We start from the raw sequence: 12,099 nt of genomic DNA, 5'->3' as shown, positions 1-12,099 counted from the left end.
TCATTAAATCAACGACTGACGAATAAATACGTCGACCCCTTTCGGCGCATGAACGACGAGCTGAGCGCCCGGGTCGTTGCACGTCACCCAGCCGAGCCCAGAGAAGACGATGTCCGTCTTCCGCTCTTTCACCGACAGCGAGCGCGGCACAAGCGGCGGAAATTCAGCGGCATATCGTTTGCTTGGCGGCGACAGCAAATCGCCAAGCTGGTTGGCATAAAGGGAATCGGCTTTTTCCAGCTTTGTCCGATGAATCGTCAACTCATTGGCCATATAGCAGACAAATGAGCGACGTCCGCCTTTGATGTAATCGAGGCGGGCCAAGCCGCCAAAAAAGAGGGTCTGCCCTTCGTTGAGCTGATAAACACGTGGGTGGATTTCACTCTTCGGTGTAATGATCTTCAAATCGCGCGCATCGACAAAGTGCGCCATTTGGTGATGGTTGATGATCCCCGGCGTATCATACAGCGTCGCTCCACTTTCAAGCGGAATCTCAATCATATCGAGTGTCGTTCCCGGGAAATATGACGTGGTAATCACATTCCCTTTGCCGGTCGCCTCTTCAATGATCCGATTGATGAACGTCGACTTGCCGACATTCGTGCAACCGACGACATAGACATCACCGCCCTCACGGTAGCGGTCGATGGCTTCCATCACCTTCGCCATGCCAATTCCTTTCGCCGCGCTGATGAGACAGACGTCCACCGGACGCAGTCCGAGCTCTTCCGCCATACGGCGCATCCAGCGCAGCAGCTTCGGGTATTTGACCGACCGCGGCAATAAATCCGCTTTGTTGCCGACAAGCAAAATCGGATTTTCAGCCGCAAACCGCGGCAATCCCGGAATCCAGCTGCCATTGAAATCGAAAATGTCAACGATGTTGACAACAAGCGCCTTCGATTCCCCGATGCGATGCAGCATGTTTAAAAAGTCGCTGTCATCAAGCGGCACGTCTTGCACCTCATTGTAATGTTTCAAGCGGAAACAGCGTTGGCAAATGATTTCTTCCGCCTCTTTCTCGAGCACGCTTTTCGGCGCATAGCCCGCCTTTTTTGGATCGTCAAACTGGATGGCCGCTCCGCAGCCGATGCAACGCAGTTGTGGCTCCACGATCATTCCTCCCAGTAAATCATCCCTTTTTTGCGCATCACGTTTAAAATTCTCCGCTCCATTTTTCGATTGAAACGCGTCCATAATCCGTCCGTCTGGGCGACCGGGACGACTAAAATCGTGTTTAGTCCGAGCCGGTTGCCCCCAAGCACATCGGTCAGCAACTGGTCGCCGATGACGACGACTTCCTCTTTCTTCAGCTCCATCATCTTTAATGCCTGCAAAAACGCGCGTGTCAGCGGTTTGCGCGCTGCAAAGATGAACGGGATGCCAAGCGGCTCAGCAAACGACTGCACGCGTTGTTTATTATTATTCGATACGATGACGACCTTAATGCCCGCCTGCCTCATCGCATCAAACCATGCGGCCAGCTCCGGGGGGGCGCTCGGCCGATCCCATTCGACGAGCGTATTGTCCAGATCGGTGATAATCCCTTTCACTCCTTTTTGCTTCAGCTCATCGGGAGTAATGTCCATCACACGCTTGACAAACTGGCTTGGCAAAAAATAGTGAAGCATGCCGGACACCCGCCTTTCCATTTGCTTTTCCCATCATAGCGAATTTTGGCGTTTGTTTCAAAACAAAGTTTGCCAATGAGGAACGAAAAAAACTTTCGACAAATTTTGCATCCCTCCGTTATGTGGATAACTGTTGCCCACATTATACACAAGCTGATCATCACACTTCCTCCACTTTATAAACATGTTTTCCACATGTTATCCACCGTTTTCTGTGGATAATAGAACGGTTGTTCTCTCTTACAAGTCATGGTACATTGTAAGTAACCTACCATTATATGTATGACATGCTTGTCATATTCCATCCCAAAAAGGAGGACGCCCCCGATGAAACATTTGTCCGACGAGCTGTTGATCGAGTCGTATTTCAAGGCGAAAGAGCTCAACCTCAGTCCGGAATTCATCGAGTTGATTGAAAAAGAAATCCAGCGCCGTTCATTGACCCACAAAATTAAGCTGTCCTCATAAACGAAGGCCTTCGGGCTTTTTTTGTTTCCGAAAGCCTTAGCGTTCGTGCGCCTGACACCAATAGCCGAGCCGCTCGCCGACTTTGATCGGCATGGACGCAACAATGCGCGGGTCAGGTGCGAAACTTCCGCGTTCAAACAGCAAGACGACCGTTGAACCAAACGAAAAATACGCCATTTCCTCTCCTTTTACAAGCTGCTCACCCTCATGGGTCAATTCAATGCTGTTGACGAACATGGCTCCGATTTTCACGATCGCCAAGCGCTTGCCGCCGGCTGTGACCTCGGTGATGAGGCGGTAGTTTTTCTCGAGCGGCCGACGTCCATATTTTAAGCCAAGACGGTTGACCGGATACGACTTGCGGCCGAGCGCCCACTGCTTTTCGATCACTCCAGATATTGGGCTGTGGATGCGGTGATAATGGCTCGGGCTTAAATACAGAATAAAAAAGAACCCGTTCACATACGGCTGTGCCGCTTCAACGCTGCCAAGCATTTCTGCAATGGAATACGGCTTTCCCTTGACGATCATTTCACAGTTTTCTCGAATCGTGCCCATGTCTTCAATGACGGCGTCGACCGGGCTGACGACCGTATGCTCATCAGCGTCGACCGGCCTCGCCCCGGCCTTCAGCCTGCGGACGAACAGTTGCTGCAACGTCTTATAATTTTTTAGGCTTTTTTCCATTTCGTCTTGGTTAATATGATAAATTTTTGCATACGATGATATCAATAGCCCGCTGAGGCGCGATTTCGCAAACGCAGCGAGCAGCTTTGAAGAAAGCGAGTGATTGGTCAGCTCGATGAACAAACGATAAAGCCATTTTCGCAAGCACGTTCCCTCCAGTAGCGCAACATCGCCATTCGTTACTACCTTCCATATTACCGCCAAAATGAGTATAATGGTAGTAGAATTTTCTTTTGGCGTTTTCTGTTGGAAAAGGAGTGGGGAAACTTGTTCTTATCGGACTATTTAGATTATACGTTAAAAAAGCTGAAAGCAAACGTGGCAAACATTTTGACGATGACCAACTTGTCGCTCGGCGGCTTTTCCGTTCTAGCTACGCTGAAAGGGCAGCTTCATATGAGCGTGCTGCTCGTTTTTTTAGCCGCGTTTGTCGATCGCTTTGACGGCGCTGTCGCGCGCAAGATGAACATTGAATCCGAACTTGGCAAGCAGCTCGATTCGATGAGCGACATCGTCTCCTTCGGCGTCGCTCCTGCCTTGCTGATGTACCAAGGCTTGTTCCACGAATTCGGTGCACCCGGCGCGGTATTCACCGTTTTGTATATCGCTTGCGGCGCCTTCCGTCTCGCTCGCTTCAACATCACAGAAAACAACGGCTACTTCGCGGGGCTGCCCATCACCGCTGCAGGGGTGCTGATGACGCTCGGTTATTTAGCCATCCCGTACTTCCCGCCGCAATCGTTTATGTTTTTGGCGCTCATTTTATCGTTTTTAATGGTCGGCACGTTTAAATTGAAAAAAATATGACGATCACTGGAGCTGCCCTTTCCGTCGGCCAAATGGAACGGGCAGTTTTTTGCGTCTCATGTCACACCTTTTTCCCTTTTCAACCTCTTATATTCAGTATATGATAAATATGGTTTCTTCATAAAAAGCGCCCAATGGCGCAGATCGTTTGTAATGGAAAAAGCGGGGGGATTCATTTGGACAAAACATCGGTCATCGGCATCATTCTTGGCTTCATTGCCGTCGGATTGGGCATGTACTTTAAGGGCGTTTCGCCTGCTGTCTTGATCAATCCGGCCGCTATCCTCATCATTCTCGTCGGAACGGCGGCAGCGGTCGTCATCGCCTTTCCGACGCAGGAAATTAAAAAAGTGCCAAAGCTGCTCAAAGTCATTTTCACAGAATCGGCGACGCCAACGGTCGAACAACTGATTCCGCTGTTCGTCGATTGGGCGAATATTGCCCGCCGCGAAGGGCTGCTGGCGCTCGAGGCGAAATTGGACGATATTGACGACCCGTTTTTGCGCAACGGACTCAGCATGGCAATCGATGGCCAAACGCAAGAGTTCATCCGCGATGTGATGACAGAGGAAATCGTTGCCATGGAAGAACGCCACGAAGCGAATGCCGCGATTTTTTCCCAAGCAGGCACGTATGCGCCGACGCTCGGGGTGCTTGGCGCTGTCATCGGCCTGATTGCCGCGCTTGGCAATATGGAAAACATCGCCGAACTCGGCAAGGCCATCAGCGCGGCTTTTGTCGCCACGATGCTCGGCATTTTTACCGGCTATGTGCTTTGGCATCCGTTTGCCAACAAATTGCGCCGGAAATCAAAGGAAGAGGCGCGCGTGCGCTACATCATGATTGAAGGGGTGCTGTCCATTTTGGAAGGACAAGCCCCACGCATGATTGAACAAAAACTCGCTTCATACTTGCCGGAAAGCGAGCGGCACCAAGTGCTGATGCAAGGGGAAACAGTCAATGGCTAAGAAAAAAAAGAGCGGGCATGACGAACACATGAGCGAATCGTGGCTGATTCCGTACGCCGATTTGTTGACGCTATTGCTCGCCCTATTCATCGTCTTGTTTGCGAGCAGCCAAATCGACCAAAAGAAGTTTCAAGAAATTGCGCGCGCCTTTAGCACCGCCTTTGCCGGCGGAACAGGCGTTCTTGACTTTCAAAGCCCGATCGAGCCGATCACTCCGCCGGCCCAAGACGAAGAAGGACGGCATCAAGCAAAGCAGCCCCTCCCAGCCGTAAGTGGAAAGGAAAAAGAAGAATTAAGGCAAATCAAAGCGAAAATCGACAGCTACATCCGCAACAACAAGCTGACGGGAAAGCTGCAGACTTCCTTGACGGACGAAGGGCTCGCGATTACGATTTTGGATGATATTTTATTCGACTCCGGCAGCGCCGAAGTGCGCATAAAAGACCGGCGTCTAGCAACGGAAATCTCCGCTTTGCTCGTCATGAACCCGCCGCGCAATGTCATTATCAGCGGCCATACGGACAACGTGCCGATCCATAACGAGAAATTTGCTTCCAACTGGGAGTTGAGCGTCATGCGCGCCGTCAATTTCATGAAAGTGCTGCTTGAAAACAAGCAACTCGACCCGCGCTATTTCAGCGCCAAAGGGTATGGCGAATACAAACCGATCGCCTCGAACGCCACCGCCGCCGGGCGGATGAAAAACCGTCGTGTCGAAATTTTGATTTTGCCGCGCACCGACGTCAATGGTTCGTCCACATCCAATCAGTGACCGCCGGCTTTCAAGCGGGCGGTTTTTTCTTTTTTCTAAGCCATCATCTTGCTCCCCCTCGCTTATGCCCAAACGAAAAAGCCGGCGGTTCGCCGTTTTTTTCCACCGTCGTCCGCGAAGACCTTTATTCGAAAAAAATCAAAGCTTGATCGTCCATTTAATGACTCCGGCTTTGGCAAGCGCCTCAACCAAAATGACAACGATCGGCCCGACGAACAACCCGATAAAGCCAAGAAGCTGAAATCCCAGATAGACGCTGACGAGCGCGGCGAGCGGGGAAATGCCCAAATTGGTGGAAAACACTTTCGGCTCGATGATCCGGCGCACGACGGTGATGACGACAAACAGCACGATGAGCCCGATGCCAAGCGTATTGTCGCCGTTCGCCATGCTGATAACCCCCCACGGAACGAGCACGGAACCCGTTCCTAAAATCGGCAAAATATCAACGACGACGATGACCAGCGCCATCAACGCCGCATAGTCGACCCCCAACACGAAAAGGCCGGCCAGCGCGAGGAAAAACGTAATTAAACTCAGCAAAAACTGCGCTTTTAAAAAGCCGATCCCCGCTTTGCTCAGCTGGGCGATGACCATCCCAAGCCGCTGTTCGGTCCGTTCGGACAAGTAGCGGCGCATACCTTGCTTCAGCCGCGGCAAATCGAGGCAAATGAGAAACAGTGCGATCAAATACACTAAAAAATGAATCAAAAACGCCGGAATGGCAGCAATATAATGGACGAGCGACTGCGTCAAGTTGGTCGCAAACGACAAAAGCATTTGCTGGACGGTATTGACGCCGCGTTCAAGCGAGTCGATGATTTCCTGTGGAATGGAGCTGGAATACGACTGCCATGTTTGAATGAAACGGTCGAGCACTTTCGTCGCTTCGCTTAAGACGTAAGGCAGTTTTTGCGAGAGCGCCATCACTTGTTGTACAAAAATAACGATTAGAAAATAAAGGGAAAGCCCAAGAATGATGATAAACAATGAAAAAATCGCCGTAACGGCGTGAGCCCGCTTCAGCTTATAGTTTTCTTGCAATCGACGGATGGACGGCTCGAGCAAAAGCGCGGTCGCAAGCGCGAAGAGAAGCGGCACGCTGTATGGCACAAGCCATAGCCCCACAGCGAATAGCAGCGCAATCAGAATCCAACGTTTCACGGTCGTCCCTCATTTTTCATCAAAATTGAGCCAAAAGATGGTTCATGTATAAAATATAGCCGACAGCATGCGGACGGGCAACTATTTCATGCATTCGTCTCCGTCTGCAGCGCGGCGCCGTCGTTGCCAAACGATGTAAATCGCCGCCACCGCCACCGCCGCTGCGATAGCCGGTCGGACATATGGCGCCGCCATCTCATCGATTTGCCGCCATCGTTGGCCAAGCTGCTCTCCCAACCATATAAACAAGATGGACCATGGAATGATGGCCAACACCGTGTAAATGGTAAACGGCAACCACTTCATCCGAGCAATGCCGGCGGGGATCGAAATCGCATGGCGGACGACGGGAATAAACCGGGCGCTGAAAATGACGCCAGGGCCAAATTTCGCAAACCAGCGTTCAGCCACATCCAAATGTTTTTTCTGGATCCATACATATTTCCCGTACTGATCTAGAAATGGCCTTCCACCATAGTAGCCCATCCCATACAAAAACAGCTGGGCCACTGTCCCCCCGATCACGCCCGCCGCCACCGCCCCAACGAACGAAACCTCTCCGCGCGACACTAAATAGCCGGCGTAAGCGAGCACGACCTCGCTCGGGATCACTTCGACCATCAAGGCTAGGGCGATGCCGGCGTAGCCTAAATTCGTTAAAAACGAAAATATCGATTGAACGATTTCGTGCACCGTTTTTCCTCCTTCATTTTTCGATTCCCTTTGCCCATTGTTCTATTATACTATACGCTTCTAGCAAACAAAATGAAAAAGCGGTCGACAGAAGACCGCTTTCTTTATAGATGCCATTTGAAGCTTTCACATTTGTGGGGGCTGTGAAGCGGGCGGTTGTTCGGTCCTCCAAGCCACACCCTCGACAGCCGAAAAATGGATGCGCGACTTTTCCGTCAAGGATATGTTAAACGTTTTCGCCGCCTCTATATCTTCATCTTAAGCACTTTGCTGCAGTTCTGCAATGTATTGTTTTCCTTGTTCTTCGTTATATTGCCCTTCCCACTTCGACATCACAACGGCCGCCAAGGAATTGCCGATGACGTTGACCACTGTGCGCGCCATGTCCAAAATACGGTCGATGCCGGCGATAAACGCCAACCCTTCAACTGGGATGCCAACCGTGCCAAGCGTCGCCAATAAGACGACAAACGATACGCCTGGGACGCCGGCAATCCCTTTGGATGTCACCATCAAAACGAGCACAAGCGAAATTTGCTGAGAAATCGGCATGTCGATGCCGTACAGTTGAGCGATGAAGACAGCCGCCAGCGCCTGATAGAGCGTCGACCCATCCAAGTTGAACGAATAGCCGGTCGGAACGACAAATGATGTTACCGCCTTCGGACAACCGAATTTCTCCATTTTTTCCATAACCTTAGGCAACACTGTTTCCGAACTCGACGTGCTATAGGCAAGCACTAATTCATCCTTTAAGATTTTTATAATGTGGAAAATATTGATACCCGCCAATTTGGCTACAGCGCCAAGCACCACCAACACGAAAAACGCCATGACCGCATAAACGAGCACAACAAGCTTGCTGAGGGGAAGGAGCGAAGCGACGCCGAATTTCGACACCGTCACGCCGATCAAGGCGAAAACGCCAAACGGCGCAAACTTCATCACTTGGTTCGTCACATAAAACATCGCTTCCGCCGTGCCTTGGAAAAAGCGAAGCACCGGTTTCCCTTTTTCACCGATCGCGGCTACACCCAACCCGAACATCACTGAGAAAAAGATAATCGGCAGCATATTTCCAGTCGACAGCGCTTCAAACACGTTTTTCGGCACGATGTTGACAAATGTTTCAACCATCGAATGGTGCTGCACTTCGTTCGTCGTATCGACATACGACTGGATATCCGTTTTTTCAAGCGACTTCATATTGACGCCGACGCCTGGTTGGAAAATGTTCGCTGCCAAGAGACCGACAATAATGGCAATCGTTGTAATGATCTCAAAATAAAGGATCGTCTTGCCGCCCAACTTTCCAAGCTTTTTCACATCACCGACATTGGCGACGCCGACAATCAAACTCGAGACGACGATCGGGATGACGATCATCTTAATTAAACGGAGAAAAACATCTCCAATCGGCTGCAAATACGTCGCTACCTTAGGATTTCCGTAAAAAATGGCCCCGACAATAATCCCAAGAATAAGGCCGATGAAAATTTGCCATGCCAAGCCGATCTTGCGCATGATGCTTTTTCGCCTCCTCTAGACAATTTTAGACAAAAGACGACAAAATTATTTTACTTTTAAAAATAAAATCTGTCAATATTTTTGGTTGAAATCGCTTCATTAAAGGGTGCGGATGAAGGAATTTAGTTTTTTTAAATAATTTTTATTCTTCTGTTAAAAAACGGGTCGCTGCACCAGCAACCCGCTTTCGTTATGACCGCCGTTTTTCTTTTTCCTGCCGATAAAACTCATGAAACATTTTCATTAATGCCCGTTTTTCGATGCGCGAGACGTAGCTTCTCGAGATGCCGAGCTCTTTGGCGATTTCGCGCTGCGTTTTTTCCCGTTGCCGACCGAGGCCAAAGCGATTGATGATCACCTCTTTTTCCCGCTCATCAAGCACGCTGATATATTGTTTGACTTGTTCGATCTCCATGTTCAAGTGGATTTCATCGACGATGTCTTCGCCTTCGGCTTTTAAAATATCAAGCAGGCTGATTTCGTTTCCTTCTTTGTCCTGGCCGATTGGCTCATGCAACGAAACGTCTTTGCGTGTTTTTTTTAACGAACGCAGGTGCATAAGGATTTCGTTCTCGATACATCGAGCCGCATACGTCGCCAACTTCGTTCCTTTTCCAGGCGAATAGCTTTCAATCGCCTTGATCAAGCCAATCGTGCCAATGGAGATTAAATCCTCGACCTCTTCTCCTGTATTTTCAAATTTTTTCACAATATGGGCAACAAGGCGCAAGTTGTGTTCGATGAGCCGGTTGCGGGCTTGCTCGTCGCCTTTTGCCATCAGCGCCAAATACTTCTCCTCTTCTTGAGCGCTCAACGGCTGGGGAAACGCATTGTTTTTAATATACGAGACAAGAAACGTCAGCTCTTTCAACAGAAACGTAAACGCCGTGAAAATGCCGGACATGCTCTCACCCCCGCCTGCTGTCATCGGCGGAAACCGCCTATCGTTATGTATATGCAGGGGTGATGTTGTCCGTGTCTTTACGACAAAAATAGACCGGCTCGAAAACGAGCCGGCCATAACTTGGCCAACCAAAAACGATGAATGCCAACGTCCCGCTGATGCGTTCCGCCTGCTTATCCCCCTCCCGACGCAGGGAAACCGCTGCCCTTACGCTCTTGCCTCAACGCTGACTTCCGCGGCGACAACAAGCGCAATCGACGCGGTAATGATGATCGACATCACGATGGCAAACATCCCCGTTCCCTCCTTAGCTTGATCATCTATTTTTATTTTATCAAAGAAAAAAGAGAACTCCCTTTTGGCATTTTGAACAATTCGTGAAATTCAAACGTCAACAACAGCATGTGGAGCACACCTCCTCCTCCTTCAGCCTCAGTCAAGTCGAGTCTCCCGTCTGTTTTATCCACATCACAATCCATACTGGTGCAATTGACATGAATCTTCTCCCCTTTCATCTTCAATTGTTTAAAACAACCGTTGATAAGCAGAACATTTGCGGTCAAGCCACTCTTCCTCGGCTGCGCGTGCGAACCGCTCCTCTTCGCTGTTCCGCTGCCGCGGCTTTCTCCGCTCAATCGTGATCGTGATAAAAAACAAATGGATCGTCATGCCCCCACACCTCCTTTCCATGCAAAAAAAACCGCAGAAGGAAGGCGTTTCTGCGGCTAAGCGCACAAAAAGGCCGCAGAAAGCGAGACTACTCCCCTTCTGCGGCCCGATCGCTGTTTTTCGTCATCGGTGCACGTTCATTCCCGGTCGGCGGAAGGTCGAATAGCCATTGGATGGAATGGATGCGTTACTGTTGTCCACATCATCATTGTCATTGTCTTCGACCTCCCTTCGGAAATGACGCTACGAAGGTAATTATATCCAAAAATTTTTCCATTGTCAACCATTCTTTCGCAAAAACCCGTTTTCCTTTGAACGTCAGCATGGCTAAGCAAAAACCCGCCTTTCGTGCAAAAGGCGGGTTTATGGTTCGAACAGGTTCTCTTCTTCCTCAAGCTGACGGACGTAGCGGGCGGCGCGGCGCGAACAGAAAAGCGACGCAGCGAAACAGCCGGCGACCGCCAACAAGACGATCGGTTTTTTCGCGGCCTCGAGCGCCTGTGGAATCATCGCTCCGAAATAGAAAAACGACCCAAGCGCAAACAAAACGAGGCTGTATGCCTTCCAATCGCCCGCCTTGGCCCGCAGCTCGTTTCGTTGCTGTTCGTTCAAGCCCGATCCCTCCTCTTCCCTTTCACTGTATCATACATGGGCTGAAGAGGGGAGCGGCAATTTCAGCCAAGCGCTTGCGCCAAATCGTCAAGCAGATCGTTGACATCTTCAAGCCCGACCGACAAACGGATCAGGCCGTCGGTGATGCCGAGCTGTTCACGCCGTTCCTTCGGAATGGAGGCGTGCGTCATTTTTCCTGGCAACGAAATTAAACTTTCGACCGCCCCTAAGCTTTCGGCAAGCGTAAAGTAGCGAACGCGCGACAGCACTTCCTCGGCGCGCTCGAGGCTGCCAACATCAAACGAAATCATGCCGCCAAATCCGCGCATTTGCTTTTTCGCCAGCTCGTGGTTCGGATGATCCGAAAGACCTGGATAATGAACGCGTTTGACCGCCTTGTGTTCAGCCAAAAAAGCAGCGATTTGGCGCGCGTTTTCTTCATGTTCCTCCATCCGCACGGCGAGCGTTTTCATCCCGCGCATCAATAGCCATGAATCTTGCGGTCCGAGCACGCCTCCGGTTGAATTTTGCACGTAATGGAGCCGTTCGGCAAGCTCCGGCGTGCGAACAACCGCCAACCCGGCGACGACATCGCTATGGCCGCCTAAATATTTCGTCGCACTATGAATGACGATATCAGCGCCAAGCTCAAGCGGCGTCTGAAAGTATGGAGTGGAAAACGTGTTATCGACGATCAATAGCAACCCGTGCGCACGGGCAATGGCAGCGGCGGCTTGCAAGTCAGTGATTTTCAGCAGCGGATTCGTCGGCGTTTCGATATAGATGGCTTTCGTATTCGGCCGGATGTGCGCCTCGATGTTGGCGACATCACTCGTATCGACAAACGTCGCTTCGAGCCCGAACCGGTTCAGCACGTTCGTCATGACGCGGTACGTACCGCCGTAGACATCGTCAGTGAGCACCAGATGGTCGCCGCTTTGAAATAACATCATGACGGCCGTAATCGCCGCCATGCCGGAAGCGAAGGCAAAGCCCGCTTCGCCGCCCTCGAGATCGGCGATCAGCCTCTCGAGCGCAGCGCGCGTCGGGTTGCCGGTGCGCGAGTATTCAAACCCTTTATGCTTCCCGACTTCTTCTTGTTTGTACGTACTCACCTGATAAATCGGAACCGACACCGCTCCAGTATGCGGATCCCCCGGAATGCCGCCATGAATGAGCATGGTTTTCCGCCTCATT

At 50.8% G+C, this 12,099-nt stretch carries 14 protein-coding genes; 4 read left to right on the top strand and 10 right to left on the bottom strand.

Annotation, left to right across the window (positions count from 1 at the left end):
- Positions 1-3: 3 nt before the first annotated feature.
- Both yqeH and N685_RS0110470 read right to left on the bottom strand, forming a co-directional pair.
- Positions 4-1,113, bottom strand: coding sequence for a ribosome biogenesis GTPase YqeH (gene yqeH, locus N685_RS0110475; RefSeq protein ID WP_031408122.1), 1,110 nt, complete (start codon positions 1,111-1,113; stop codon positions 4-6).
- Positions 1,114-1,115: 2 nt separating this feature from the next.
- Positions 1,116-1,631, bottom strand: coding sequence for a YqeG family HAD IIIA-type phosphatase (locus N685_RS0110470; RefSeq protein WP_031408120.1), 516 nt, complete (start codon positions 1,629-1,631; stop codon positions 1,116-1,118).
- 327 nt (positions 1,632-1,958) lie between these two features.
- Between N685_RS0110470 and sda the strand changes: the two genes are divergently transcribed.
- Complete coding sequence (sda, locus tag N685_RS0110465) at positions 1,959-2,099, top strand: sporulation histidine kinase inhibitor Sda (RefSeq protein WP_008879941.1); 141 nt, start codon at positions 1,959-1,961, stop codon at positions 2,097-2,099.
- A gap of 36 nt (positions 2,100-2,135) precedes the next feature.
- Here sda and N685_RS0110460 read toward each other — a convergent pair whose 3' ends face one another.
- The gene (locus tag N685_RS0110460; RefSeq protein WP_031408117.1) at positions 2,136-2,930 is read right to left on the bottom strand and encodes a phosphatidylserine decarboxylase; all 795 of its coding nucleotides are present in this window, start codon (positions 2,928-2,930) and stop codon (positions 2,136-2,138) included.
- Between the two features lie 123 nt (positions 2,931-3,053).
- Between N685_RS0110460 and pssA the strand changes: the two genes are divergently transcribed.
- The 3 genes from pssA (at position 3,054) to motB (ending at position 5,333) form a co-directional block, all read left to right on the top strand.
- Positions 3,054-3,593 (top strand): CDP-diacylglycerol--serine O-phosphatidyltransferase, encoded by a 540-nt coding sequence (gene pssA / locus N685_RS0110455; RefSeq protein ID WP_014196390.1) that lies wholly within the window; start codon positions 3,054-3,056, stop codon positions 3,591-3,593.
- A gap of 176 nt (positions 3,594-3,769) precedes the next feature.
- Entirely contained in the window at positions 3,770-4,561 is a 792-nt protein-coding gene (motA, locus tag N685_RS0110450) for a flagellar motor stator protein MotA (protein ID WP_031408113.1), read from the top strand.
- A complete protein-coding gene (gene motB, locus N685_RS0110445; RefSeq protein WP_031408111.1) occupies positions 4,554-5,333 on the top strand; it encodes a flagellar motor protein MotB in 780 nt (259 codons plus the stop codon). The genes motA and motB overlap by 8 nt, the downstream gene beginning before the upstream one ends.
- Before the next feature lie 138 nt (positions 5,334-5,471).
- On the opposite strand, the gene ytvI is transcribed toward motB, so the two are convergent.
- From ytvI to N685_RS0110395, 7 genes are all read right to left on the bottom strand, one after another.
- Positions 5,472-6,497 (bottom strand): sporulation integral membrane protein YtvI, encoded by a 1,026-nt coding sequence (ytvI, locus tag N685_RS0110435; RefSeq protein WP_031408109.1) that lies wholly within the window; start codon positions 6,495-6,497, stop codon positions 5,472-5,474.
- An 81-nt stretch (positions 6,498-6,578) separates the two neighbouring features.
- A complete protein-coding gene (locus N685_RS0110430; protein WP_031408107.1) occupies positions 6,579-7,190 on the bottom strand; it encodes a DedA family protein in 612 nt (203 codons plus the stop codon).
- 258 nt (positions 7,191-7,448) lie between these two features.
- Positions 7,449-8,714: a cation:dicarboxylate symporter family transporter gene (locus N685_RS0110425; protein ID WP_031408105.1), complete on the bottom strand. Its 1,266-nt coding sequence runs from the start codon at positions 8,712-8,714 to the stop codon at positions 7,449-7,451.
- A gap of 193 nt (positions 8,715-8,907) precedes the next feature.
- Positions 8,908-9,621, bottom strand: coding sequence for an RNA polymerase sporulation sigma factor SigK (sigK, locus tag N685_RS0110420; protein WP_031408104.1), 714 nt, complete (start codon positions 9,619-9,621; stop codon positions 8,908-8,910).
- Positions 9,622-10,146: 525 nt separating this feature from the next.
- Positions 10,147-10,290: a YrzI family small protein gene (locus tag N685_RS19025; RefSeq protein WP_071880178.1), complete on the bottom strand. Its 144-nt coding sequence runs from the start codon at positions 10,288-10,290 to the stop codon at positions 10,147-10,149.
- A 363-nt stretch (positions 10,291-10,653) separates the two neighbouring features.
- The gene (locus N685_RS0110400; RefSeq protein ID WP_031408103.1) at positions 10,654-10,902 is read right to left on the bottom strand and encodes a YrhC family protein; all 249 of its coding nucleotides are present in this window, start codon (positions 10,900-10,902) and stop codon (positions 10,654-10,656) included.
- A 62-nt stretch (positions 10,903-10,964) separates the two neighbouring features.
- Positions 10,965-12,098 (bottom strand): bifunctional cystathionine gamma-lyase/homocysteine desulfhydrase, encoded by a 1,134-nt coding sequence (locus N685_RS0110395; protein ID WP_031408102.1) that lies wholly within the window; start codon positions 12,096-12,098, stop codon positions 10,965-10,967.
- Between the last annotated feature and the right edge of the window lies 1 nt (position 12,099).

Origin of the sequence: Geobacillus vulcani PSS1 (assembly GCF_000733845.1) — a bacterium.
In the GTDB taxonomy this organism is placed as follows: domain Bacteria; phylum Bacillota; class Bacilli; order Bacillales; family Anoxybacillaceae; genus Geobacillus; species Geobacillus vulcani.
The sequence above is the reverse complement of the archived record's forward strand: the minus strand, read 5'-3'. Positions and strand labels throughout refer to the sequence as shown.